The organism is Kitasatospora phosalacinea (assembly GCF_000716545.1).
GTDB lineage: Bacteria > Actinomycetota > Actinomycetes > Streptomycetales > Streptomycetaceae > Kitasatospora > Kitasatospora phosalacinea.
On sequence record NZ_JNWZ01000049.1, the window covers coordinates 1 to 23,825 of the forward strand.

A 23,825-nucleotide genomic window follows, 5' to 3' on the forward strand; every position below is an offset into this window, starting at 1 on the left:
CTGCACGACCTCGCCGGCAAGCAGGCCCGGATCCAGATCGTCGACAACAACACCGGCGGCTGGGGCCACATCAACGCCGACCAGTTCACCCTCACCGACACCCCCGCCCAGAGCCAGGCTTCGAACGTCCACTGGATGGACTACGGAGCCGACTTCTACGCCGCCACCTCCTTCAACGACGAGCCCGCCGGCCGCCGCGTCGTCATCGGCTGGATGAACAACTGGCAGTACGGAGGGAACATCCCCACCTCCCCCTGGCGCAGCGCCGACTCCCTGCCCAGGGAGCTCTCGCTGAAGACGGTGAACGGCGCCCCGCAGCTGGTGCAGGTTCCGGTCAAGGAACTGGAGCAACTGAGGACGGGGACGGTCAGCACCGCGCCGACGACGACCCTCGCGGCCGGTGCCGACGTGCCCCTGAGCACCCAGGGCACCCTGCTCGACATCACGGCCACCCTGCGGGCCGGCACCGCGACGGACTTCGGCATCAAGGTCCGCACCGGAGGCGGCCAGGAGACCCGCATCGGCTACGACACCACCGCCGGGGAGCTGTACGTCGACCGGACGCGCTCGGGCGACTCCTCCTTCGGCGGGAACTTCGCCGCCGTGCACCGCGCACCGCTCAGCCTCGACGCCGACGGCAAGCTGCAACTGCGCGTCGTCGTGGACACCTCCTCCGTCGAGGTGTACGCGGCGGACGGCCGGGTCGTCCTGACCGACCAGATCTTCCCCGACCCCGCCAACAACGGCGTGTCCGCCTACGCCACCGGCGGCACCGCCTCCCTGGACGCCTTCAGCGCCCAGAAGCTGAACTCCATCTGGGCCGACCGCTGATCGATCCCGCCCTGCCCCGGAGCGCGCACTTCTCCATCCGCGCTCCGGGGCAGGGCGGAGCCCGACACCGCATGAGGGGCACCGGGCGATCGCCCGCGTCCTTCAGCATCACAGTGCTCCGCGCCGTCCTCGTTGCCGGTGACCTGGCAGCCCCCGACCCGCCCGCAATAGGCGTACTGGCCGTGCTCGTTGAGGACGGGCGAACAGGAGTACAGCCGCTCGATCACCTTCTTCATGACGGAGGAGTTGCCACCGAGCCAGACCGGCGGAACGCTCTGGCACCCCGCCTGAGCTGTGGAGATCCCAGCAGGAACGGCTCCGGGGGTGGGCTCCGCCCCGACGCTCCGGTGCGAGGGCGGCCGCACCGCTCGATCGCCCGACCCATTCCTTTACCGCTGCCAAACCGGTCGTAGACCGCCGCCGCCTAGGTTTCGGTGCGGCAAGACACATCACGAGTGGAGGTGACCACACATGAAGAAGATCGTCGTCCGCAAGGCCGGCCCGGTGCGCCTGACCAGCACCGCCACGGCGCTTTACTCCGACCCGTTCTGCGGGTGGAGGCCCTTCTGATGCAGTTCGGGTGGGGCCCGGCCGGGGCATCCCGGCCGGGCCCCACCACATCCACGAAACCTGCTCTCCAGAGGAGTCCACGTGTCCGCCCCAGTCGACGGCGCCCCTGGTGGTTCCCGTCTCGACCTCGACCGGCCGCTGGCGCTGCGGCCGCTGGTCTACCTGCAGGAGGGCGACGAGGTCACCATCGGCAGCCCGGCGGTGGACTCCTACGCGGTGTTCCCCCCCGACGGCGCCGAACTGGTCCGCATGCTGGCCGACGGCATCCCGCCCAGGGAGGCCGCCGAGCGCCACGAGGAGGCACACGGTGAGAGCGTCGACATGCCCGACCTGCTCGCCGTACTGGAGGATCTGGGCTTCATCCACGACGGCAGCAGCGTTGCCGCACCGGCACCGGTGCGCTGGCAGCGGCTGGGGCGGGCGCTCTTCAGCCGAACGGCCTGGATGTGCTACGCGCTCCTGACCGCGCTCTCGGTCGTGGCAATGGCGCGGGCACCCGAGCTCGCACCCCACCGCAGTGCCCTGTTCTTCACCCCCTCGTACACCGCGATCAGCCTGGTGCTCTTCCTGGGCCAGATGCCCTTCCTCGCCCTGCACGAGGCGTTCCACGCGCTGGCCGGCCGCCGCCTGGGGCTGAACTCCCGCTTCTCGGTGAGCCGGCGTCTGATCTTCGTGGTGTTCGAGACGTCCCTACCGGGGCTGGTCGCCGTTCCGCGCCGACAGCGCTACCTGCCGATTCTCGCCGGGATGCTGGCCGACGTTCTCGCCATGGCCGCACTCACCCTGGTGGCGGCCGTGGTTCGCGAACCGGGCGGCGCGCTGCCACTGGTCGGCCGGGTCTGCCTGGCACTGGCCTTCGCGATCATGCTGCGCCTGCTCTGGCAGCTCTTCTTCTACCTGCGCACCGACGTGTACATCCTGCTCACCACCGTCCTGGGATGCACGGACCTGCACGGCGCGGCCGCGGCCGTGCTGCGCAACGCGGTGCGCCGATGGACCGGCAGAGCCGCCGTCGACCTGTCCGCGTACGGTCCGGCCGACCTCCGCGCGGCCCGCTGGTACGCGTACCTCCTGCCCGTGGGCTACGCACTCACCCTCGCCTCCTTCGCCACCGTGGTGGTGCCGTCGGCCTATCAGCTACTGACCGGCGTGTTCGGACGCCTGCGGGGCGGCGAGCCCCTGGCCGGGATCCTCGACTCGGCGACCCTCCTGGCCCTCCTGCTCGCCCAGTTGCTCGCAGTCGCCTTCATGGCCCTCAACGACCGCCGCGCCCGTGCCCGTGCAAGAAAGGTAGTTCCCTCATGACCGCTCCACGCCACCACTGGATCAGCGCATCCTCGCGGGCGGACCGGGCCGCAGCCGTGGAACGGCTGGAGCTGCCCCTGCCGCTCGCCGCGGTCAGCGCCCACCGTCGGCTGCGCGGGCCGTACACCGCCGTGGGCACGCTGCTGCGCGCCGTCGTCCCGGACGCGCTGGAGCGCTGCCCGGAGGCCGTCGCCCGGCACAGTGTCGAGATCCTCTCCACCACGCCCGAACTCCGGGCCCTCGTCCCGGCGTCCAGGGAGACGCTGACCTCCCTGGCCGTGCCCGCGGAGCGCACCCGCTTCTACTCCGCGGTCCGCACGCTTCGCATCGCCAACGGTCTCGTCGACTTCCTCGGCGCGTACCTGCGGGCGCTCGGCGACCGGCCCCGGTCCCTGATCGTCGACGACGCCCACCGGGCCGACCCCACCGACGGCGAGTTCTTGGCCGTACTCCTGCGCAGGATCGCCCCCGAGCGTCTCACCGTCGTGGTGACCACGGCGGATGAGCCCCTCGACGAACCGGCGGGTTCTCCCGCCGAGAGCCTCGGCGCCGCACTCGCCGTGCACTGCCGGCACCTGGTCGCCGCCGCATCCGCTGCGGCCGTCCGGCCGGGCGAACCGGCGTCCGCCTCCTCCTACATCGACAACGACGGCACCGGGGACGATGAGGCGGAGCAGGCGGCCTACCTGCGACTGTCGCCCGCCGACCGACAGGCTCTGCACGACCTGCGCCGCCAGGAGCTGGAAGCGGCCGCCGAGCCCTCGCTGCGCCTCGGGGCGATCGCCTGGCACGCGGAGAACGGCAGCGACCCGGCAGGAGCCGGTGCGGACGCCCTGCGGTACGCGCTCGACTACTGCATGGACCTCGGTTTCTACCACGCGGTCCTGGACTACGGCGCACGGGGACGCGCCCTGGTGACGTACGAGAGCAACCCCGGACACTGGTGGGCCTTCACCACCAAGATGACCACCTCGCTGGCCGCTCTCGGGCTCGCCGAGGAGGCACTTGCGTTGTACGACGGGGCCCGTGGTGTCAGCACCTCGCCGTCGGTGCACATGCAGGCCGCCTACGCCACCGCGATGATCTACACGCGCCATCTCGCCGCGGAACACCGGGACCACGAACAGGCCCGCCGCTGGATCAACCAGGGAATCGCCTTCGCCGGCCAGCTGCCGGATCCGAAGGACCGGGCGATGACCACCGCCTTCTACCGCAACGGCCTGGCCCTCATCGAGATGCACCGGGGGAACACGGAAGCCGCGCTCGCCTTGGTGGACGCCTGCGTGGCCCGCCTCGACACCGAACTGGATCCCGACGAGCAAGCCCTGCACCGCTCGGTGCTCCGGCACAACAGGGCCCAGCTCCTCTCGGCCCTCCGCCGCCCCGACGAGGCCTTCGACGAGTTCACCGCGGTCATCGCCCGCGATCCCAACTACGCCGAGTACTACCTCGACCGGGGCATACTGCTGCATCGACAGGGGCGGCTGGGCGAGGCGCTGACCGACTACGACCAGGCCATCCGGCTCTCCCCGCCCTTTCCCGAGGCCTACTTCAACCGCGCCGAGGCGCGGACCGAAGCCGGTGACATCGAAGGCGCACTGGCCGACTACGAGTACGTCGTGGACATCGCTCCCGGCATGACGGAAGCACACATCAACCGCAGCTCGTTGCTGATCGAGCTGGCACAGGACGACGTCGACGCCGTGCGGATCGCCTGGTCGAGCGTCGAATCCGGACTCGGCGCCACCCCCGACAGCCCGGAACTGCTCTGCCTCAAAGGTCAGTTGCACGAGCTCCGAGCCGAGTTCGAGGAAGCGGCCGCAGTCTACTCGGCGGCGCTCACCGCGGCCCCCGACTACGCGGAAGCGTGGGCCCTGCGCGGCGCGCTGGCCCACCGGGCCGGTGACCTGGCGTCGGCCATCGCCGACCTCGAACAGGCCCTCGCGCTTTCCGATGCGCCGGGAATCCGCTTCAACCTCGCGGTCGCCTGTCACGATGACGCCCGGCACGGGCTGGCCGTGACACTCCTGGACTCCGTGCTTTCCGAGACGGACGACCTCGACGCGCGGCTGCAGCGCGCCAGGAGCCTCGTCGCGCTGGGACGGACCGAGGAGGCGGAAGAGGACCTTCGGATCTGTGGAGACATCGATCCCTCCTACCTGCCCCAGGTGCGCGAGCTCCTCCCGGACATGTCCCCGGCGCCGCAGGGCCGGTGACCGGGCCGCCGCCGCGAGCCCGGTGCGACCTCGACTCGATCGCGGCCGGCGGCCGGGCTTCGTTCCCGCCGCCCGCGGACGTTCGCCCCTGGCCATGACCCCGGCGCGGGCTGCCCTGCACTCAGCGGTGCTCGGGGTTCTCGAAGTCGAAGCGGCAACCGGCGTCCCACTCGGAGCGCTGGTTGCCGTGGGCCGGGATGCCGCCGGCGTCCTTCAGCATCCGGGCCAGGTGCAGTTGGTTCCAGGTCATGAAGGTGACGTTGCGGTTGGTGAAGTCGTTCTCGGGGCCGCCGGAGCCCTCATCGAGGTAGGAGGGGCCGGGGCCGGCCTCGCCGACCCAGGCCGCGTCGGCCTGCGGCGGGATGGTGAAGCCGAGGTGCTGGAGGCTGTACAGCACGTTCATCGCACAGTGCTTCGCGCCGTCCTCGTTGCCGGTGACCAGACAGCCCCCGACCCGCCCGTAGTAGGCGTACTGGCCGTGCTCGTTGAGGACGGAGGAGCAGGCGTACAGCCGCTCGATCACCTTCTTCATGACGGAGGAGTTGTCACCGAGCCAGACCGGTCCGGCGAGGGTGAGGATGTCGGCGTTCATGATCTGCGAGTAGAGGACGGGCCACTCGTCGGTGTCCCAGCCGTGCTCGGTCATGTCGGGCCAGACGCCGGTGGCGATGTCGTGGTCGACGGCGCGGATCTCCTCGACCTGGACGCCCTGGCGGCGCAGGATGCCGGCGCTGAGGTCGATCAGGCCCTGGGTGTGGCTTCGTTCGGGGCTGCGCTTGAGGGTGCAGTTGAGGAAGACCGCCCGCAGGTCGGTGTACTCGGTCATCGCCGTCCGTCCGTTCGTCTCGCCGTTGTCCTTCTCCGGTCCCCCATCGGACCACGCGGGCGGGCGGCGGGCCGGGAGCCTCCGCCGGAGCGTCCGGGCGGGGTAGGTTCGGGGGCGTTGGCAGACCGTCGCAAGAGAAGGCAGGTGCAGGTCATGGTGGATTCGCTGTTCGAGCTCCCGATCCGGACGCTGGCGGGCGAGCCGTCCTCGCTGGGCGAGTACCGGGGCAAGGTGCTGCTGCTGGTGAACGTGGCGTCGAAGTGCGGGCTGACGCCGCAGTACGCGGGGCTGGAGCGGTTGCAGGAGAAGTACGGGGAGCGCGGGTTCACGGTGCTCGGGTTCCCGTGCAACCAGTTCATGGGGCAGGAGCCGGGGTCGGCCGAGGAGATCCAGGAGTTCTGCTCGACCACGTACGGGGTGTCGTTCCCGCTGTTCGAGAAGATCGACGTGAACGGGGCGGAGCGGCACCCGGTGTACGCCCGGCTGACCGAGGTCCCGGACGCCACCGGTGAGGCCGGGGACGTGCAGTGGAACTTCGAGAAGTTCCTGGTGTCGGCGGACGGCGAGGTGGTCGGGCGGTTCCGGCCGCGGACCGAGCCGGAGTCGGCGGAGCTGGTGGCGGCGATCGAGGCGCAGCTGGCGGGCTGAGCCGGAGCGCGCCGGGCCCGGGGCCCGGGCCGTCCGAACTGTACAGGTAACCTGCGCAGTGGAACTGGACGGTCCGGGCCCCGGGCCGTCCGCGCACCGCCCCGACGAAAGGCCCGCCGTGTCCGTCACCGCGCTCGACCCGAACACCGCCCTGGTCGTCATCGACCTCCAGCAGGGCATCCTGGCCGCCCCCACCGCCCCGCACCCCGCCGGCGAGGTGCTGGAGCGCGCCGTCGCGCTGGCCGGGGCGTTCCGCGCCGCGAAGCTGCCGGTGGTGCTGGTGCGGGTGTCCTTCGCCGCGGACGGCGGGGACGTGCCGCCCGGCCGCACCGAGCAGAACCGGGGCGGTTCCGGCGCGGCCCGCCCCGAGGGCTGGGACCGGCTCTCCGACCAGCTGCTGGACCCGTCCGACCTGGTGGTCACCAAGCACAACTGGGGCGCCTTCCACGGCACCGACCTGGACGTGCAGCTGCGCCGCCGGGGCGTGACGCAGATCGTGCTGGCCGGCGTGGCGACCAGCATCGGCGTGGAGTCCACCGCGCGGGCCGCGCACGAGCACGGCTACCACGTGACGCTGGCGGTGGACGCGATGAGCGACCTGGACGCGGACGCGCACCGCAACAGCGTGCAGCGGATCTTCCCGCGACTGGGCGAGACCGGCACCACCGAGGAGGTGCTGGCGCTGCTCGCCGGGGCGCGCTGAGCCCCGGACGGGGACGTGCCGGAGCCCGGCCCGGGCGGGGGGTCGCGCGGGCCGGGCTCCGGTGCGTGCGGAGGGCGTGCGGAGGGCGTGCGGGCGGCGGGGTCAGGCTTCGCCGGGGTGCCAGGCGGGCCACTCCCAGGGGCGGTCGTCCCAGTGCACCCGGACCGGGTCGCGCGGGTCGAGGTCGGGGAAGTGGTGGTGCAGTTCGGGTTCGAACTCCTCCGGGGCGAGCGGCTTCCAGCCCACGCCCTGGAAGTGGACCAGGCGGTAGCGGCTGTCGGTGCGGAACTCGGCGACCCTGACCAGGGGCTCTTCGGTGGTGCTGTTGCTCGTCATGCGGCCAGCATCGGCCGCGCCCCCGCGCCGCGCACGCACGCGCCGCCGCCCGCAGCGTGTCGCGCCCTCCCCCTGGCGTGTCGCGGTCGGTCGCGGGCCCGCCGCGGGCATGCGGGGCCCCGTACCGTGGAAGAAGCCGGAGGACGGCGGAGGGCTGGTTCGGGGAGGACCGCGTGGGCGGCAGGGACGGGGCGGCGAAGGGGTCGAAGGCCGCGGCGCGGGCGCGGGGGCTGAACGGACCGGTGGTGGCGCGTTCGGCGTGGGGGCTGTACCGGGAGACCCGGCGGCCGGGCGCGCCCGGGCTCGCGGCACGCGTCCGGGCGCTGCCGCGGCTGCTGCGGGACGTGCTGCTGTGGTTCCTGGTGGGCCTGACCCGCGAGTCCGGCCGGTACGTGGAGTGGGCGGCGGCGCGGCGGGAGCCGGGCGTCCCGGTCGTCGAGAGCTGATCGCACCGCAACGACCGTCTCAACAGCCGCAAGAATCCGACACAGGGCAGAAATTTCCGTGCAACTCTCTTGTGGTGGTGCGGCACGCCCCCCTACTGTCGCCTCACCTCCACCACGCCTTCGAGAGAGCCGGTCCCCGATGACTGCCGCCCCCGCCGCCCCCGCCCGTTCCGTCCTCCCCCGTTCGGCCCGCGCCGGGGCGGTCGTGGTCGCCTCCGTGCTCGGGCTGGGGGTGGCGCTGTGCGCCCCGGCCGCGCAGGCCGCGCCCTCCTCCGGGGACGGCCGGGCCGTGGTGACCCGGGCCGGGATCGACCCGGCGCTGACCGCGGGCCGCGGCGCCCGGGTGGACTTCCTGGAGCAGGAGGCGGAGAACGCCGCCACCACCGGCAGCGTGATCGCCGCCGACCGCACCGCGTACACCCTGGCCGCGGAGGCTTCGGGCCGCAGCGCCGTGAAGCTGGCCCCCGGCCAGTACGTGGAGTTCACCCTGCCGGAGGACGCCAACGCGATCACCGTCCGCTACAGCCTCCCCGACGCGGCGGACGGCGGCGGGATCACCGCCCCGCTGGACGTCACGGTCAACGGCAAGGAGCGCCGACAGCTCTCGGCCACCAGCCAGTACTCCTGGCTGTACAACCAGTACCCGTTCACCAACGACCCGGAGGCCGGGCTGCTGCACCCGGACTGGTGGATCACCGAGTGCGGCTGCGTGCCCGCCGCGACCACGCCGGCGCCCACCGTGGCCACCCCGTTCCGGCCCGGCCACGCGTACGACGAGCAGCGGCTGCTGCTGGGCCGCACCCACCGGGCGGGCGACAAGGTCCGCGTCGCGCTGCCCACCGGGTCGAAGGCGCCCTGGGCGGTGATCGACCTGCTGGACTCCCAGCTGGTCGCCGCCCCGCACGTCGAGCCGAAGGCCGTCAACGTGCTGGCGCTGGGCGCGGACCCGACCGGGCGGCGCGACTCGGCGGACGCCGTCGACCGGGCGGTCAAGCTGGCCCGGACGCTGCGCCTGCCGGTCTACCTGCCGCCGGGCGTCTTCCGGGTCGACCGCCACCTGGTGGTCGACGACGTGACGCTGATCGGCGCGGGCAGCTGGTACACCGTGCTCAAGGGCGCCCAGCGGACGCTCACCACCCCCGCCCCCGACGGCAGCGTGCACACCGGCGTCGGCGTCTACGGCAAGGACGCGGCGCAGGGCGGCAGCCGCAACGTCCACCTCTCCGGGTTCGCCATCGAGGGCGACGTCCGGGAACGGATCGACACCGACCAGGTCAACGGCGTCGGCGGGGCGTTCAGCGACTCCAGCATCGAGGGCCTGTACATCCACCACACCAAGGTCGGCATCTGGCTGGACGGCCCGATGAAGAACCTGAAGGTCACCGGCAACCAGATCGCCGACCAGATCGCCGACGGCGTCAACTTCCACACCGGCGTGGCCGACTCGGTGATCCGCGACAACTTCCTGCGCAACACCGGCGACGACGGCATCGCGCTCTGGTCGGAGAGGACCGAGGACGCCCGCAACGTCATCGACCACAACACCGTCCAGTCGCCGACCCTGGCCAACGCCATCGCCGTGTACGGCGGCACCGACACCACCGTCTCGAACAACCTGGTCGCCGACCCGGTCCGCGAGGGCTCCGGCCTGCACGCCGGCTCCCGCTTCGGCGCCGAGCCGTTCACCGGCTACCTGCACTTCACCGACAACACCACCGTGCGGGCCGGCACGTACGAGCTGAACTGGAACATCGGCCTCGGCGCGATCTGGTTCGAGGTGCTGGACCGGGACGTCGACGCCGCCGTCGAGGTCACCGGCGACCACTACCTGGACTCCACCTACAACGCGATCATGGCGGTCGCCGAGTGGGGCGTGAAGGACCGGTACAGGCTGTCGAACCTGGCGTTCAAGGACGTCAGGATCGACGGCACCGGCACCTCGGTGCTCAGCGTCCGCGTCGCCGGCTCCGCGAGCTTCCAGAACGTGGTGGCCCGCAACGTCGGCGCCGTCGGCGTCAACAACTGCGGCACCTTCCACTTCACCCCGGCCGGCTCCGAGTTCTCGGTCACCGACCTGGGCGGCAACTCCGGCGGCGGCACCACCGGCGACTGGCTGGCCCCCTGGGAGCTGCCCAACACCCTCACCTGCGACGACCGCCCGCCGGTGGTCGCCCCGCCGGCCCCGTCCAGGTGGTGACGGCCGTCCACCGGCGCGCTACACCAGCGGCTTGGCCAGCTTGACGAAGCGCAGGTCGGAGCGGAGCGGCACGCCGAAGCGCTCGTCCCCGTAGGGGAAGGGCTCGAACTCGCCGGTCCGGGCGAAGCCCCGCCGCTCGTACCAGGCGATCAGGTCGGCGCGCTGCTCGATGACGGTCATCTCCATCGCGGTCGACCCCCACTCGGCCCGGGCCCACTCCTCGGCCCGGGCCAGCACCCGCCGCCCCAGGCCGCCGCCCTGGAGGGCGGGGGAGACCGAGAACATCCCGAAGTACGCCGCGCCGCCGCGCCGCTCGACGTGGCAGCAGCCGACCAGGACGCCGTTCCGCTCGACCACCAGCACCACCGAGCCGGGGCGGCCCAGCAGTTCGGCCACTGCGGCCCCGTCGGTGCGCTGCCCCTCCAGCAGGTGCGCCTCGGTGGTCCAGCCGACCCGGCTGGACTCGCCCCGGTACGCCGACTCCACCAGCGCCACCAGCGCCGGCACGTCCCGCGCTTCCGCGGTCCGGAAGACCGGTTCGGCCGGGTCGCCCGACCGGGCCGGGGTGGTCGGGACGGACATCGGCTCGGCGGCGGTCATCGGTGCTCTCCTCGGGGCGGTGCCGTACGAACGGGCCCCCTCGGCGGGGGCGCCGGAACCGCCATGGTCCCACAGCGCCCGCCCGCGCCGGGAGCGCCGTTCCCCGCTCCGGGTCTGCGTCGGGCCTGCTTCGGGCTGCGGCGCGCGGTGCGTGCCGCTACCCGGGCGTCCCGTCGCCGGGCCGGGCCGCGCCGCCGCCGTCCGGGCCGGCGACCCGCACCGTGAGGCCGGTCGTCCCGGTGGCCTCGGCCAGGCGCCGCGCGGCGGCGGCCAGGGCGTCGGCGGGCGGGGCCTGGTCGAACGGGGTGACGGTGAGGAGGGGCCCGTCCTGTTCCCAGGTGCCGGTGATCCGGCCGTCGGCCAGCAGCAGCGGGGCGATCCAGCCGGCGGTGCGGCTGACCTCGGCGCGGTGGGCGGCGGGGAGGACCTCGGCGGCCTTGGTGCCGGGGCCCAGCACGTACTGGTCGAAGGCGCCGAGCAGGTGGACGGAGGGGGCGGGGGTGGTGGCGGCGAGTTCGTCGAGGTGTTCGGTGAGCGCGTAGGCGGGTGCGCCGTCGACGGTGACTTCGGCGAGCCGGTCGCCGAGGGTGGCGGCGAAGCCCTTGAGGACGCTCTTGCGCAGGCTGTTGCGGGACAGCCAGGCGTCGAAGCGGTCGAGGCCGGCCGGGCCGTACGCGCCGAGGTAGGCGGTGAGCAGGCGCGGTCCGGCCTCCTCGACCGGGGGGAGGCCGGGCCAGTGCGGGCTGTGGCTCGCGGGGTGGGTGAAGGCGGCGCGGCCGGCGGGGGCGGGCGCGTGGCAGAGCACGCCCTGCCAGGCGAGCGGTTTCAACAGGGCGCCCCAGCCGGAGGCGAGTTGCCCGGCGAGCGGGGCGAAGTCGGGGTCGGCGGTGAGCGCGGCGGCCAGCTCCTCCCTGGTCAGCACCGCGCCGTGGAGCAGTTCGCCGACCGCTTCGACGAGTCGGGCGACCTGCCCGGGGGTGGCGCCGAACTGCCTGGTCCAGGCGGGCTTCTCCCACGTCCGGGCGGAGCCGATCAGGGCGAGCGCGTCGGCGGCGGTCCGCGGGTCGAGCAGGTGCAGGGTGCCGCGCTGGGCCCAGGTGCGCAGCAGGCGGCCCTCGGCGAGGTCGGCGCGCAGCGCCCCGGCGGCGCCGGGGCCGGTGCGCAGGGCGACGGCGAGGTCGGCGGCGGCCGGGACCTGGGCCTGCACCCCGGCGAGCCGCCGGACGACGGCGACCGGACCGTCCGCCGGCCGGGCCGCGTCCAGGTGCTGCCTGCGCAGCCGCCACCGCAGCACCTGCGCCGTCGTCAGTCCGACTCCGCCCACCGCGCGTTCCCCCTGCCGTGCCGCCGCTGTCCGAGGGTTCCGACCCTAGCCGCCGGTACCGTCAGCGGCCGTCGGGACCGGCGGACGGGGGCGGTACCGTCAGCGGCCGTCCGGTCCGGCGGACGGGGGCGGGACGGGCTGCTCGGCGGGGCCGGGGTAGGGGAGGATCTGGCGGAGCAGTCCGCGCGGGTGGCCGCGGCGGCGCCACTCGCGGGGGTAGCCGAGCGAGACCTCCTCGAAGCGGACGCCCTCGTACCAGGTGGTGCGCGGGATGTGCAGGTGGCCGTAGACCACGGCGGCGACGTTGAAGCGGCGGTGCCAGTCGGCGGTGAGTTCGGTGCCGCACCACTGGGCGAAGTCGGGGTGGTGGAGGACGTCGGTGGGGCGGCGGTCGAGCGGCCAGTGGCCGGCCAGGACGAGCGGCAGGTCGGGGTCGTGGGCGGTGAGCGCCTTCTCGGTGGCGGCGACGCGTTCGCGGCACCAGTCGTCGACGGCGGGGTAGGGCGCGGGGTCGATCCGGTACTCGTCGGTGCAGACCACGCCGTTCTCGTGGGCGCGGGCGAGCGACTGCTGCTTGTCGGCGACGCCGGGCACCCGCCAGCTGTAGTCGTAGAGGGTGAAGACGGGGGCGACGGCGTACGGACCGTCGGGGCCCTGCCAGACGGGGTACGGGTCCTCGGGGGTGGCCACGCCGAGGGCGCGGCAGCGTTCGACCAGCAGGCGGTAGCGCTCGGGGGCGGCGAGGTCGGCCTGGTCGTGGGTGGTGGTCCACAGTTCGTGGTTGCCGGGCGTCCAGACGACCTTGGCGAAGCGGTCGGTGAGGAGGCGCAGGGTGGCTTCGACGTCCCGGACGCGTTCGGCGACGTCGCCCGCGACGATCAGCCAGTCGTCCGGGCCGGTGGGGCGCAGGGCCTCCAGGGTGGCGCGGTTGTCCGCGATGCCGACGTGCAGGTCGCTCACCGCGAGCAGGCGTCCGTCCGGCACCGCTCCCCCATCGTTCGTCTCGGCCCGGTCGTCCCGGCAGCGGGACGCGCGTTGACACGGTACCGCCGGGGCGGCCGGGCGCGCCAGCACGCCGCTCTCCTGTCACTCCGTCAACATCGGGCGGAATTGCGGGTGTTCATTTGTCACACCTATGGCTGTTCGCTCTACATACATTCATTCGATATGTGGTTTCAACACTCTGTTGACTGACGGGGCCATGACTATATCTTCTCCGCATGCGGCCGACGGGGCCGCGACCACCGGATTGAGGAGTCGTCATGACCGCTTCCGGCACCATCCGCACGCTCCGCCGCGCCGCCACCGCGGCCGTCTCCACCGCCCTGCTGATCGGGGCCGTCGGCATCGCCGCCGCCCCCGCCCAGGCCGCCGGGCCCACCGACCCGCCCGGCTTCCACCCCGAGCAGGACTACGCCGGCTCGACCGTCCCCGCCCACGAGGGCCGCGGCAACGCGCACCGGGACACAGCCGACACCGCGAGCACCTTCGCAGCACTGGCCGCCACCCAGACCAAGGGCATGGACGTCTCCGGATACCAGGGCAACGTCGCCTGGAGCACCGCGTACGCCAACGGCGGCCGCTTCGCGTACGTCAAGGCCACCGAGGGCACCAGCTACACCAACCCGTACTTCACCCAGCAGTACAACGGCTCCTACAACGTCGGGATGATCCGCGGCGCCTACCACTTCGCGCTGCCGAACGTCTCCAGCGGCGCCACCCAGGCCGCCTACTTCGTCGCCCACGGCGGCGGCTGGTCCAAGGACGGCAAGACGCTGCCGCCCGCGCTCGACATCGAGTACAACCCGTACGGCGCGACCTGCTACGGCCTGAGCCAGGCCGGGATGGTCAGCTGGATCCGCGACTTCTCCAACACGGTGCACACCAAGACCGGCCGCTACCCGGTCATCTACACCACCACCAACTGGTGGAGCACCTGCACCGGCAACAACGCCTCCTTCGCCACCACCAACCCGCTCTGGATAGCCCGCTACTCCACCGCGGTCGGCACCCTCCCGGCCGGCTGGTCCTACCAGACCATCTGGCAGTACGCCGACTCCGGCACGCTGCCCGGCGACCAGGACTACTTCAACGGCGCGCTCGACCGCGTCCAGGCGCTCGCCAACGGCTGACGCCCGCACGCACACCACCCGCACCACCCGCACCCCGCACCCCGCACCTCGCACCACCCCGCCCCGCCCACGGCCGGAACACGCCCCGCACCGGCCGCGGGCGGGCCCGGACCCGGCCGCGTCCGGCTGCGGTCCGTGCTCCTCGGCGCGGTCTTCGCCGGGCCGGAGCTCCTGGTGGACGGCACCGTGGACGTGCTCGCGGCGCGGCGCCCCGGGCGGGGTCAGTCGCGCCGCAGCACCAGCAGGTCCATCCAGCTGACGGCGGGCTCGTCCGGCCGTTCGGCGGCCGCTCGGCGCAGCCGGGCGAGGCCGGCCGTCCACGCCTGCTCGCTCAGGGCGCGCAGTTTGCCGTCCGCGCCGCGGCGCAGGCCGGCGGCGAACGCGGCCAGGGTGGGCGCGGAGCGCTGCGGCAGCGGCAGCAGGGCGGTCCGGGTGAAGCCGGCCGTGGTGAACGCAGCGGTGACGCGCTCGGCGCTCGGGTAGCGGTCGATACCGGCGGCGGTCTCGGGGAAGTACCGCGCCCGCAGGTCGCGTCGGCAGCGGCCGGGGAAGGAGTTGCGGATCAGCACCGGCGAGCCGGGGCGCAGTACGCGGTGCAACTCCGCTGCGGCGGCGTCGAGATCGGCGAGGTGGTGGACGACCGAGCCGAGCCAGGCGGCGTCCGCGGCCGCGTCCGCGACGGGCAGTTGCTCGGCCCGTCCGCCGAGCGGCGTGACGCCCTCCCCCGCCGGGATCGACTTCCGCATGGCGGGCGACGGTTCGACGGCCAGCACGTGCACGCCGTACCAGTCGCGGAAGGCGGTGGCGAAGGCCCCGGTGCCGGCGCCGACGTCGACGTCGAGGACGGTCGCGCCGGGGCGCAGCGCGGCGTGCTCGGCGACCGCCTCCCGCCAGGCGGTCAGGCCCTCGCGGGGGAGTTCGCGGGCCGCTCGGTAGTCGGCGGCGGTGCGGGCGTCGTACCCGGTGTCGGCCACGGTCGGGGCCCTCCTCTGCCGGAAGGAAGCGGGAACGGCGGGAACGGCGGGAACGGGGTCAGGCGGCGGTCGGGAGCACCAACTCCCAGGTGTCGACCGCGAACCGGAGCTCCATGCCGTTCTTGAGGTAGAGCTCCATCGCGCCGGTGGCGTTCTCGGTGTCGACGCCCAGGCCGGCGGCGGTCAGGCCGCGGGCGGCGTGCGCGGCGAAGAAGTGCCGCAGCAGGTACCCGCCGAGGCCGCGGCCCCGGGTGGCGGGCAGCACGCCGATGTTGGACGCCCAGGCGGTGGCGGGCGGCCGGACGCCGGTGCGCAGGACGGCGACGTCGCCGTGCCCGTCGAGCTCGGCGACCCACACCAGGGACCAGTCCACCGTCTCGGCGCCGATGTCCCGCAGCCACTGCCCGTACTCGCGGGGCTTGAAGTCGTAGTGCGCGGCGAAGGTCCGCTGGATCAGCCGGTGCGCGACCCGCCGGTCCGCCTCCTCGACACAGTCGCGCAGCCGCACGCCCGCCGGGGGCTCGGGCAGCGGGTCGGTGGCCGGGGAGATCGCGCGGTGCAGGGAGTGGTGGCGGCGGACGTGCCGCCAGCCGCGGGCGCGCATCGCGTCGGTGTCGGTGGTGGGCGTGCTGTTGAGCAGCAGGTGCAGCACGGCGCGCTCGGCGCCGTTGCGGCGGGCGAGTTCGGCGGCGCGGGCCTCCATCAGGTCGAACAGGTGGAGCCCGCCCGCGAGTTGGCCGGGCAGCAGGTACTGGTCGAGGTCGATCCGCTCGCCGCCGGAGCGGTCGCGGACCAGCCCGTAGCCGACCAACCGTCCGTCGCCGTCGTGCAGGAGCCAGCTGTCGCGCGCCAAGTCCAGCCCGGGGTGGCCGAGTTCCTGCTCGACCTCGACCAGGTCGGTGCCCGGCTCGCCGGTCTCGATCTCGTCCACCCGGTTCAGCAGCTCGCAGACCGCCGCCGCGTCCCCGCCCGTCGCGGGCCGTACCGTCATCCCGTCCGGCAGCGCCATCGCCGCTCCCCCTCCGTCGTCCCCGTCGCCGTCCCGTCCGCGGTCTTTCTACCGTCCGGCACCGGCTCCCCCAAGCGGTTTTCGGCCCTCCGGCCGTCGGGCACCGGGGCGCGCTCCCCCGCCCGACGGTCAACTCACCTCCGCGCAACACCATTTGACGGGGCCGCCACCTCGCGGTTTCCGGCCCCCGCGCGATCCGTCTCCGCTAGATTCCTGGCGTGGACCAGTTGACCGCCGAAGACCCCGCGCAGATCGGCCCCTACCGGCTCATCGCCCGCCTCGGCGCGGGCGGCATGGGCCTGGTCTACCTCGGCCGGTCCGAGGCCGGGCGCACGGTCGCGGTCAAGGTCGTCCAGGCCGAGTACGCCGAACAGGCCGAGTTCCGCAGGCGTTTCGCCCGCGAGGTGGCCGCCGCCCGCCGGGTGGGCGGGAGTTGGACGGCGGACGTGCTGGACGCCGACACCGAGGCCGGTGTGCCCTGGGTGGCCACCCAGTACGTGCCGGGGCCGAACCTGGCGGCGGTCGTCGCCCGGGACTTCGGCCCGCTGCCCGAGCGCTCGGTGCGGATCCTCGCCAACCGGCTGGCCCTGGCGCTGGAGGCCGTCCACGGGGCCGGGCTGATCCACCGCGACCTCAAGCCGTCCAACGTGCTGGTGACGGTGGACGGGCCGCGGGTCATCGACTTCGGCATCGTCCGGGCCATGGACAGCCTGGTCGGCGACAGTCTGCACACCCGCACCGGCATGCTGATCGGCTCGCCCGGCTTCATGTCGCCCGAGCAGGCCAGGGGGCTCGAACTCACCGCCGCCAGCGACGTGTTCTGCCTCGGCGCGGTCCTGGTGTACGCCGCGACCGGGCGCCTGCTGTTCGGCGCCGAGGGCTCCAACCTGCACGCCCACCTGTTCCGGATCGCCGAGGAGGAACCCGACCTGACCGGCGTCCCGGCCGCCCTGGACGAGCTGGTGCGCGCCTGCCTGGACAAGGACCCGGCCCGGCGGCCGACTCCCGCGCAGATCTCCGCCCGCACCGGCGGGGACGACTCCGGGGTGTGGCTGCCCGGTGAGATCCTGGCCCAACTCGGCCGCCACGCCGCCCGGTTGCTGGACTACGCACCCGAACCCCGGAGCGGTCCGCCGGCGCCCGCGCCCGTGCCCGCGCCCGCCCGGTTGTCCGGCTACACGCCGACGGAGCGCGCCCACGTCCCGGCCGCCGCCTCCGCCTACGCCCCTCCTGCGGCCACCACGGCCGCCGCGCCCACAGCCGCGCCCGCCCCCGGGTCCGCCCCGACCCGCGTCGGCGAGCCGACCGCGCCCCGCCGCCGCGGCGCCCGGGTGGTGCTCGCGCTGACGCAGTTCGCCGTGGTGCTCGCCCTCGTGCACGGGGACTGGGCGACCGGCGCCCTCCTCCGCCTGGGCTCCGAGTCGGTCTGGGGCGCGGTGGTCTTCGCCGCGCTGCTGCTGCCCGGCGGCCACCTGGCCGACTTCGCGGGGCGCCGGCGCACCCTGACCGTCGGGCTGGCCGGGTTCACGGCGGCCTGCCTGCTCGACTACGCCCTCAACCTTTCCCGCGGCCTGCCGGAGGTCGCCGTCCCCGCCCTCCAGGGCGGCTTCGGCGCCCTCGCGCTGGCCGCCTCGCTCGCCGCCACGGCCACCGATCCGCGCGACCCCGCCGAGCGGGCCGGGACGTTCGGGGTGTACGCCTCGGTCACCGTCGCCGGGACGGTGGCCGGGCTGCTCGGCATCACCCTGCTCTCCTCGTACCTCCTCCCGCTCGTCGGCTCGGTCGCCGCACTGGCCGCGCTGCTCGGCGTCCGCGCCCTGCCGGCGGACGCCCCGCAGCCGACCCGGGCCCGCTTCTCCCCGTTCGGCGCACTGCCGGGAGCGCTCGGCCCGGGCGCCCTCGCCTACGCCTACGAACAGCCGCTGCGCCCTTGGACGGTCGCGCCGTCCGTCGCCGGACTGGTCCTGCTCGCCGTCTTCTGGTGGCAGCAGCGCACAACCCGCCGGCGGATCCTGCCGCCGGACGTGGTCGAGGGGCGGGACCACCTCGGCGGCCTGCTGGTCGCGGTGCTCGCGGGCGCCGGTTTCCTCTGCCTGCTGCCGATGCTGGTCCTCATGACGTACCGGGGGGACGACCAGGCCACGGTCGCGACCCTCGCGCCGCCGGCGCTGCTGGCCGCCGGGGCGGCCGTCGGCGCCGCCGTGGCCCGCACCCGCCTGCCGCGCCCGGGGGCCTCGCCCCGCGCCCTGGTGGTGGCGGGTCTGCTGGCTGCGGCCGCCGGCACGGCCGGGAGCATCGCCGCCCTGGACAACGGGCTGACGTTCCCGGTCGTGTCGGCCGGCACCGCCGTCGCGGGCCTGGGCATCGGCCTGGCCCTGGTGCCGGTGTTCTTCTCCGCGGCGGCGACGGTCGTCACCCGGCGGGCCGGGGCGGCCTCGGGCGCCCTGGTCGCCGCCCTGCTCACGGGGCAGGGCCTCGGCTCCTCGGTGCTGTCCGACGACACCCCGCCCTGGTGGGCGGCCGCCTGCCTGCTGCTCGCCGCCCTGCCGGCCGGCACGATGCTGCCGCGCCGGGTCCTGGTCCCGCGCGAGGCGCCGGTGGTGCCCGCCCCGCACCGCTGATCACCGCACCGCTGATCACCGGGCGGGCCGGGCCCGCCCCCTCCCGGTGCGGTCAGACCAGGCTCTCGCCGCCGTCGACGGTGACGATCTGGCCCGTGACGTAGTTGTTGGCCATCAGGAAGAGGGCCGCGGCGGCGGCTTCCTCGGCGGTGCCGATGCGTCCCAGCGGAGCGGTCGCTCCCGCCGCGGCGACCGCCTCGTCCGAGTCGAGCCCGGGGATCGAGCGGATGAGCGGGGTGTCGACCCGGCCGAAGCGGACGGCGTTGACGCGCAGCCGCGCGGGTGCCAGTTCCACGGCGAGGGCCTTGGTGAGCGTCTCCACCGCGCCCGCGGCCGACACCAGCGCGGCCATGCCCGGGACGGGGCGGACCGCGAGGATTCCCGAGGTGAGCGTGAGCGACCCGCCCGCGGGGAGCCGCCCGGCCGCCACCCGCGCGGCACCGAAGGCGGCCTGGAGGCGGGGGTCGAGGGCCGTCCGGATCTCGTCGGCCGTCAGGCTGGTCACCGGGCCGTTGCCGCCGAGGCCGCCCGCGGTGACGAGCACGTGGTCGACGGCGCCGGCCCGGTCGAAGGCTTCGGTGAGGACCTTCTCGTCGGCGCCGTCGCCCGCGACGCCCAGGACGGCGCCGTCGGAGTCCCCGGTCCGTTCCGCGTCGCGCACCCGGGCGACGGCGGTCTCCAGCCGGCCGGGGTCGCGCCCGACCAGCACGACGCGGGCGCCGACCGAGCGCAGCAGCACGCCCGCCGCCAGCCCGATGCCCGAGGTGCCGCCGACGAGCACGGCGGTCGTTCCGGACAGGGCGCTGGTCAGCGGCGAACGGACGGGGACGGGAGTCGCAGTGCTCATGGACAGAGCCTCTCGCTCAAATAAACCATCTGGTTGTTTTACTGCCGGGCACGATGCTGCCCCACCGGAGGCGCCGAGTCAACCGAATGGTTTAATCGATGTCATGGCCTATGACGCGGAGGACACCCGACGGCGGATCTTCGCCGCCGCCAGCGACGAGTTCGCCGAGCACGGCCTCGCGGGGGCCCGGGTGGAGCGCATCGCGAAGGCCGCACAGGCCAACAAGCAGGCCATCTACCTCTACTACGGGTGCAAGGAGCAGCTCTTCGCCGCCGTCCTGCGGGCGAAGCTGGAGGAGGTCAGCGGCGGCGTCTGCCTCGACCTCGACCTCGACGCGGTCGCCGAGTCGGTCGGGCAGATCTTCGACTGGTACCAGGACCACCCGGAGCTGATCAGGATGGTGCTGTGGGACGCGCTGGAGGCGTCCGACGACCCCGAGGGCGAGCACGAACGCCGGGTCGGCTTCCGCGAGAAGGTCGGGCGGCTCGCGGGGGCGGACCCGGCCGCCGACCCGTACGACGCCGACCGCACCCGTGCGGCGCAGGACCTGCTGTTCACCGTCATGGGACTGATCTCCTGGAACTTCGCGGTGCCCCGGATGTGCCGGCTGGTCCTGGACGAGGAGAGCGAGGAGGCCGCCCTCGCCCGCCGCCGCGAGACGGTCATCCGCACCGTGCGCCTCCTCGCCGCCGACGCCGCACGGCACCGCTCCGAAGAACCCGCGCGGTAGCGGCGGCCCGTGCGCGCGCCGCGCGGCACCGGATGCGCGGCGCGGCAACGTCCCCCGACGCCCCCTGCGCCCCGGCCGGTGGCGCCCGGACGGAAAACTTGTCGACACCGTGTCAGGGATGGCCCAGACTGCCTCCGATGACCGAGCGAACCGACACGCCTCCCTCCTGGGACGAGCGCACCCAGCTGACCACCTTCCTCGACTACGCCCGGGCCACCGCGCGGGCCAAGTGCGAGGGCCTCTCCGCCGAGGACGCCCGCCGGGCGCCGCTGCCCGACTCGCCGCTGATGACGGCCTGCGGGCTGATCAGCCACCTGCGCTGGGTCGAGCACTACTGGCTGGACGTGGTCCTGCTCGGCGGGCCGCTCGAAGGCCCGCTGGCCGACGCCACCGACGACGACCCGGACCCGGAGATGCGCACCGCGGTCGACGTCCCGCTGCCGCGCCTGCTCGACGAGTACGAGGAGCAGAGCGTCCGGCTGCGGCGCCTGGTCGCCGAGCACGACCTGGACACCCGGGCCAAGCAGCCCCACAGCGACGGCCGGAACCCCGACCTGCGGTGGATCCTGCTCCACCTGATCGAGGAGATCTCCCGGCACAACGGCCACCTCGACATCCTGCGCGAGCTCCTCGACGGCCGCACCGGCCGGTAGCCCCCGGCGGGCCCGGCGGGTCTTCCGGCTGCTCGCCCTGGAGCGCCCGCTGACCTCCCAGCCGGTCGGCCCGCTGATCGGCCCGCTGATCGGCGTGCTCGGCCCCCGGGCCACCCTGGAGGGGCTCGCCCCCCCTTCTCCCGCAGGGCGGTCGGCCGCAGCACGGCGGCGCCGCCGCGGCCGCCCACCACCTGCGCTTCCACCGCGACGCGGCCTGCTCCCCGCCGAGCCGTACGCCGACCCGTGGCCGTGCTTCCGGCCGGCCGCCGCCGGGTGCTTCACCGCCCGTCCGGGCCGGGAGGTCCGCGACGGCCTCGCCCTCGCCTTCCCGCCGGAGCACCGCGACCACCTGCCGCAGGCCGCCCCACTGCTCGCCGGGGCCCGCCGGATCGCCGAGCGCGAGCCCGGACTCGACGGCCACCGCCGGCTGCTGGAGGGGGCGACGGGGTACGGCGCCGGGCCCTAGGCGCGGACCTGGATCAGGGCGTGCCGGCCGTCCGTCCGCCAGGGGGTGCCGGTGGCGTCGAGCCGGGCCACGGTGTCCGGGGCGAGCCCGGCGGCCACGTCCGACTTCAGGGTGCGCAGGGCCGCGACGGGGGTGGGGAAGCGGGCGGTGAGCGCGTCGAAGGGGGTGGTCGGGGGCCAGTGCCGGTCGCCCACCAGGCGGCGGTAGTTGAGGTCTCCCTTGAGGATGGTCAGCACCGCCCCGGCCAGGTCCTCGCGCAGGTCGGCGGGCATCGCCGCGTACGGCAGCGGGGCGCAGAAGAACGGGTGGGTGCGCACGGCGAGCGCGCCTCCGGCCATCGCCCGCCACAGCCGTTCGCCGACCGCGGCGGCGGCCTTGCCGGGGGCGGTGCGCAGGCGGTCCAGGCAGGCGAGGACGTCGGCCGTCGTCGCGTCCGACACGTAGTACGGCTGCGGTTTGACGTACAGCACGGCCCGGCCGGCCAGGCCGGTGGCCAGCAGGTGGTCGACGAGCACCAGGTCGGGGAGCAGTTCGCGTCCGGCGTTGTCCGCGATCAGGGCGACCCGGCCGCCCCGGCCGTGTTCGAGGGCGGCCCACAGCCGGGCGCTGTCGTCGGCGACCAGCCCGGACGCGTCGCTGCCGCCCTCCCGGGCGGTGAGCCGGAAGCTCAGGTCGGCGCGGTTGCCCCACAGCGCGGCGGCCAGCAGGGCGTCCGGCCCGGGCCCGGCGTCCAGCGCGGCCAGTTCGCCGTCGACGGCCGCCCCGGCCAGTTCGGCGGCCTTGAACGGGGCGAACGGGTCGACGCCCCGCCAGGCGTCGCCGGGCCGGAAGTAGCCGGTGGCCTCCAGCAGCAGCCGGTAGAACCAGCTCTCCGCCCACAGGAACGGCGCCTCGTCCCAGCGCCGCCCCCACAGCCCCTCGCCCCAGGCGCGCCAGCGTTCGCCGTCCGGGGTGTCCGCGGCCGGCGGTTCCAGCCGCCCGTCGCCGGTGCTGCGGGCGAGCAGGCCGGTCAGCGCCGCCCGCTGCTCCGGGCCGTACGGCAGCGCGTCCAGCACCTGCCCGATCAGCACGGGGTGGCGCTCGTGGAAGACGGCCCGGGGGAAGGAGCCGGGGGCGTCGATGCGGATCTCGGGGGCGTCGGGTACGGGGGCGTGCGGCACGGGTCTCGGCTCGGCTCTCTGCTCGGCGGGTCGGTCGGTCGATCCGGCCGGTGGGGACTCCGCCGATGCTTTCACGGAGGTGTCCCCCGGTCGGGCCGGTCCCGACGGCACGCCACAATGACCGCATGCGAGTGATCTCCACGGTGGCCGGTGCCGCCCTGCTGCTGGCGACGGCGGCCAGCATCCTGCGGACCCTGGTGGTGCCGCGCGGCCTGTACTCGGCGCTGGTGATCCGGCTGTGGTCGGTGCTGCGCCGGGTGGTGCGGACGGTCGCGGCGCCGTTCGGCGGCTACCGGGCGATCGACCGGGCCCAGACCTGGCTGGCGCCGCTGATCCTGCTGGGGATGCTGGGCTGCTGGCTGCTGTCGACGCTGGCCGCGTACACGCTGCTGCTGCGCGGGACGTCCGACCTGGCGTGGCGGGTGGCGTTCCGGGAGGCCGGGTCGAGCCTGTTCACGCTGGGTTTCGCCAGCGGCGACCGGCTGCACCTGTCGGTGATCGACTTCCTGGCGGCGGCCAACGGCCCGCTGATCATCGCGCTGCTGATCGCCTACCTGCCGACGCTGTACGGGGCGTACAACCGGCGGGAGTTGGAGGTGACGCTGCTGCAGTCGCGGGCGGGCGAGCCGGCCTGGGGGCCCGAACTGCTGGCCCGGCAGGCGCTGGTGCGCACCGAGAGCGAACTGCCGGAGCTGTACCGGGACTGGGAGCGGCTGGCGGCGGATCTGGGCGAGGGGCACTCCAACTACCCGGTGCTGATCTCGTTCCGCTCGCCGCAGCCGTACCGCAGCTGGGTGGTGGGCCTGATCGCGGTGATGGACGCGGCCGCGATGCAGTCGGCGCTGAACCCGCGCTCGGCCCCGCCGGAGGCCAGGCTGCTGCTGCGCGCCGGGTTCACCGCGCTGCGGGACATCGCGACGGCGCTGCGCATCCCGTTCGAGCCGGACCCGGACCCGGACGGGCCGATCCGGCTGACCTTCGAGGAGTTCTACGCGGCGGCGGAGCTGGTCACCTCGGCGGGCATGGAGCCGGAGCGGACGGTGGCCGAGGCGTGGCCGCACTTCCGGGGCTGGCGGGTCAACTACGAGTCGGTCGCCTACGAGCTGGCCCGCCGGGCCGACGCCGTCCCGGCCCTGTGGACCGGCCCGCGCGACTTCCCGGCCGCGCCGATCCCACCGCGCCGCCCGGCCGACCGGCGGCCCGCCGGCCCCTGAAAGTCCGTGCGGACCCA

22 protein-coding genes and 1 pseudogene are annotated in these 23,825 nt (G+C 74.4%); 13 read left to right on the top strand and 10 right to left on the bottom strand.

Features of this window, described 5'->3' with window-relative positions:
* Nucleotides 1-831: glycoside hydrolase family 32 protein (locus tag OO48_RS23280; RefSeq protein ID WP_033219434.1), on the top strand; the 831-nt coding region annotated here is incomplete at its 5' end.
* A 110-nt stretch (nt 832-941) separates the two neighbouring features.
* Here OO48_RS23280 and OO48_RS40100 read toward each other — a convergent pair.
* Nucleotides 942-1,097: pseudogene (locus OO48_RS40100) on the bottom strand (flavodoxin family protein); the annotation flags it as partial.
* Nucleotides 1,098-1,482: 385 nt separating this feature from the next.
* On the opposite strand from OO48_RS40100, the gene OO48_RS23285 reads away from it, so the two are divergent.
* Entirely contained in the window at nt 1,483-2,706 is a 1,224-nt protein-coding gene (locus OO48_RS23285; RefSeq protein WP_051732561.1) for a hypothetical protein, read from the top strand.
* The gene (locus OO48_RS23290; protein ID WP_081952317.1) at nt 2,703-4,922 is read left to right on the top strand and encodes a tetratricopeptide repeat protein; all 2,220 of its coding nucleotides are present in this window, start codon (nt 2,703-2,705) and stop codon (nt 4,920-4,922) included. Before OO48_RS23285 ends, OO48_RS23290 begins: the two co-directional genes overlap by 4 nt.
* A 121-nt stretch (nt 4,923-5,043) precedes the next feature.
* Here the strand turns inward: OO48_RS23290 and OO48_RS23295 are convergent, their stop codons facing one another.
* On the bottom strand, nt 5,044-5,748 hold the full coding sequence (locus OO48_RS23295) for a flavodoxin family protein (protein WP_033219436.1): 705 nt from the start codon (nt 5,746-5,748) through the stop codon (nt 5,044-5,046).
* Nucleotides 5,749-5,901: 153 nt separating this feature from the next.
* On the opposite strand from OO48_RS23295, the gene OO48_RS23300 reads away from it, so the two are divergent.
* Together OO48_RS23300 and OO48_RS23305 are read left to right on the top strand one after the other, a co-directional pair.
* Nucleotides 5,902-6,396, top strand: a complete 495-nt coding sequence (locus tag OO48_RS23300; RefSeq protein WP_033219437.1) for a glutathione peroxidase — start codon at nt 5,902-5,904, stop codon at nt 6,394-6,396.
* A 118-nt stretch (nt 6,397-6,514) separates the two neighbouring features.
* Nucleotides 6,515-7,099, top strand: a complete 585-nt coding sequence (locus tag OO48_RS23305) for an isochorismatase family protein (RefSeq protein ID WP_033219487.1) — start codon at nt 6,515-6,517, stop codon at nt 7,097-7,099.
* A gap of 102 nt (nt 7,100-7,201) precedes the next feature.
* Here the strand turns inward: OO48_RS23305 and OO48_RS23310 are convergent, their stop codons facing one another.
* Nucleotides 7,202-7,435 (bottom strand): hypothetical protein, encoded by a 234-nt coding sequence (locus tag OO48_RS23310; RefSeq protein ID WP_033219438.1) that lies wholly within the window; start codon nt 7,433-7,435, stop codon nt 7,202-7,204.
* 173 nt (nt 7,436-7,608) lie between these two features.
* Between OO48_RS23310 and OO48_RS23315 the strand changes: the two genes are divergently transcribed.
* Complete coding sequence (locus OO48_RS23315) at nt 7,609-7,881, top strand: hypothetical protein (protein ID WP_033219439.1); 273 nt, start codon at nt 7,609-7,611, stop codon at nt 7,879-7,881.
* A gap of 139 nt (nt 7,882-8,020) precedes the next feature.
* On the top strand, nt 8,021-10,078 hold the full coding sequence (locus tag OO48_RS23320) for a glycosyl hydrolase family 28-related protein (protein ID WP_033219440.1): 2,058 nt from the start codon (nt 8,021-8,023) through the stop codon (nt 10,076-10,078).
* A gap of 18 nt (nt 10,079-10,096) precedes the next feature.
* On the opposite strand, the gene OO48_RS23325 is transcribed toward OO48_RS23320, so the two are convergent.
* The 3 genes from OO48_RS23325 to OO48_RS23335 all read right to left on the bottom strand — a co-directional run bounded on the left by OO48_RS23325 (nt 10,097) and on the right by OO48_RS23335 (nt 12,986).
* On the bottom strand, nt 10,097-10,678 hold the full coding sequence (locus OO48_RS23325; RefSeq protein ID WP_106970392.1) for a GNAT family N-acetyltransferase: 582 nt from the start codon (nt 10,676-10,678) through the stop codon (nt 10,097-10,099).
* 157 nt (nt 10,679-10,835) lie between these two features.
* Complete coding sequence (locus tag OO48_RS23330) at nt 10,836-12,002, bottom strand: DNA glycosylase AlkZ-like family protein (RefSeq protein ID WP_051732565.1); 1,167 nt, start codon at nt 12,000-12,002, stop codon at nt 10,836-10,838.
* A 99-nt stretch (nt 12,003-12,101) separates the two neighbouring features.
* Entirely contained in the window at nt 12,102-12,986 is an 885-nt protein-coding gene (locus OO48_RS23335) for a metallophosphoesterase family protein (RefSeq protein WP_033219441.1), read from the bottom strand.
* 278 nt (nt 12,987-13,264) lie between these two features.
* On the opposite strand from OO48_RS23335, the gene OO48_RS23340 reads away from it, so the two are divergent.
* Nucleotides 13,265-14,134 carry a lysozyme gene (locus OO48_RS23340; RefSeq protein WP_033219442.1) on the top strand — a complete coding sequence of 290 codons (870 nt, stop codon included), beginning with the start codon at nt 13,265-13,267 and terminating at the stop codon, nt 14,132-14,134.
* A 221-nt stretch (nt 14,135-14,355) separates the two neighbouring features.
* Here OO48_RS23340 and OO48_RS23345 read toward each other — a convergent pair whose 3' ends face one another.
* Together OO48_RS23345 and OO48_RS23350 are read right to left on the bottom strand one after the other, a co-directional pair.
* Nucleotides 14,356-15,108 carry a class I SAM-dependent methyltransferase gene (locus OO48_RS23345; RefSeq protein ID WP_033219444.1) on the bottom strand — a complete coding sequence of 251 codons (753 nt, stop codon included), beginning with the start codon at nt 15,106-15,108 and terminating at the stop codon, nt 14,356-14,358.
* A 58-nt stretch (nt 15,109-15,166) separates the two neighbouring features.
* Nucleotides 15,167-16,117, bottom strand: a complete 951-nt coding sequence (locus OO48_RS23350; RefSeq protein ID WP_033219446.1) for a GNAT family N-acetyltransferase — start codon at nt 16,115-16,117, stop codon at nt 15,167-15,169.
* A 218-nt stretch (nt 16,118-16,335) separates the two neighbouring features.
* On the opposite strand from OO48_RS23350, the gene OO48_RS41060 reads away from it, so the two are divergent.
* Nucleotides 16,336-18,738, top strand: a complete 2,403-nt coding sequence (locus OO48_RS41060; protein WP_051732567.1) for an MFS transporter — start codon at nt 16,336-16,338, stop codon at nt 18,736-18,738.
* Nucleotides 18,739-18,790: 52 nt separating this feature from the next.
* Here the strand turns inward: OO48_RS41060 and OO48_RS23360 are convergent, their stop codons facing one another.
* Entirely contained in the window at nt 18,791-19,585 is a 795-nt protein-coding gene (locus OO48_RS23360; protein ID WP_033219448.1) for an SDR family oxidoreductase, read from the bottom strand.
* Between the two features lie 103 nt (nt 19,586-19,688).
* Between OO48_RS23360 and OO48_RS23365 the strand changes: the two genes are divergently transcribed.
* The 3 genes from OO48_RS23365 to OO48_RS23375 all read left to right on the top strand — a co-directional run bounded on the left by OO48_RS23365 (nt 19,689) and on the right by OO48_RS23375 (nt 21,434).
* Nucleotides 19,689-20,315, top strand: a complete 627-nt coding sequence (locus OO48_RS23365; protein WP_033219450.1) for a TetR/AcrR family transcriptional regulator — start codon at nt 19,689-19,691, stop codon at nt 20,313-20,315.
* A gap of 137 nt (nt 20,316-20,452) precedes the next feature.
* Complete coding sequence (locus OO48_RS23370; protein ID WP_033219452.1) at nt 20,453-20,968, top strand: DinB family protein; 516 nt, start codon at nt 20,453-20,455, stop codon at nt 20,966-20,968.
* A 94-nt stretch (nt 20,969-21,062) separates the two neighbouring features.
* Nucleotides 21,063-21,434 (top strand): hypothetical protein, encoded by a 372-nt coding sequence (locus tag OO48_RS23375; protein ID WP_033219454.1) that lies wholly within the window; start codon nt 21,063-21,065, stop codon nt 21,432-21,434.
* On the opposite strand, the gene OO48_RS23380 is transcribed toward OO48_RS23375, so the two are convergent.
* Nucleotides 21,431-22,594: a damage-control phosphatase ARMT1 family protein gene (locus tag OO48_RS23380; protein ID WP_033219455.1), complete on the bottom strand. Its 1,164-nt coding sequence runs from the start codon at nt 22,592-22,594 to the stop codon at nt 21,431-21,433. The two genes, OO48_RS23375 and OO48_RS23380, sit on opposite strands and share 4 nt — an antisense overlap.
* Before the next feature lie 125 nt (nt 22,595-22,719).
* On the opposite strand from OO48_RS23380, the gene OO48_RS23385 reads away from it, so the two are divergent.
* Nucleotides 22,720-23,808 (top strand): hypothetical protein, encoded by a 1,089-nt coding sequence (locus OO48_RS23385; protein WP_033219456.1) that lies wholly within the window; start codon nt 22,720-22,722, stop codon nt 23,806-23,808.
* Nucleotides 23,809-23,825: the final 17 nt, after the last annotated feature.

Coding starts and splice junctions, on each gene's coding strand:
- OO48_RS23290 (WP_081952317.1), top strand. CDS start 2,703: ATGACCGCTCCACGCCACCACTGGATCAGCGCATCCTCGCGGGCGGAC.
- OO48_RS23295 (WP_033219436.1), bottom strand. CDS start 5,748: ATGACCGAGTACACCGACCTGCGGGCGGTCTTCCTCAACTGCACCCTC.
- OO48_RS23300 (WP_033219437.1), top strand. CDS start 5,902: ATGGTGGATTCGCTGTTCGAGCTCCCGATCCGGACGCTGGCGGGCGAG.
- OO48_RS23310 (WP_033219438.1), bottom strand. CDS start 7,435: ATGACGAGCAACAGCACCACCGAAGAGCCCCTGGTCAGGGTCGCCGAG.
- OO48_RS23320 (WP_033219440.1), top strand. CDS start 8,021: ATGACTGCCGCCCCCGCCGCCCCCGCCCGTTCCGTCCTCCCCCGTTCG.
- OO48_RS23325 (WP_106970392.1), bottom strand. CDS start 10,678: ATGACCGCCGCCGAGCCGATGTCCGTCCCGACCACCCCGGCCCGGTCG.
- OO48_RS23340 (WP_033219442.1), top strand. CDS start 13,265: ATGACCGCTTCCGGCACCATCCGCACGCTCCGCCGCGCCGCCACCGCG.
- OO48_RS23350 (WP_033219446.1), bottom strand. CDS start 16,117: ATGGCGCTGCCGGACGGGATGACGGTACGGCCCGCGACGGGCGGGGAC.
- OO48_RS23360 (WP_033219448.1), bottom strand. CDS start 19,585: ATGAGCACTGCGACTCCCGTCCCCGTCCGTTCGCCGCTGACCAGCGCC.
- OO48_RS23365 (WP_033219450.1), top strand. CDS start 19,689: ATGGCCTATGACGCGGAGGACACCCGACGGCGGATCTTCGCCGCCGCC.
- OO48_RS23370 (WP_033219452.1), top strand. CDS start 20,453: ATGACCGAGCGAACCGACACGCCTCCCTCCTGGGACGAGCGCACCCAG.
- OO48_RS23385 (WP_033219456.1), top strand. CDS start 22,720: ATGCGAGTGATCTCCACGGTGGCCGGTGCCGCCCTGCTGCTGGCGACG.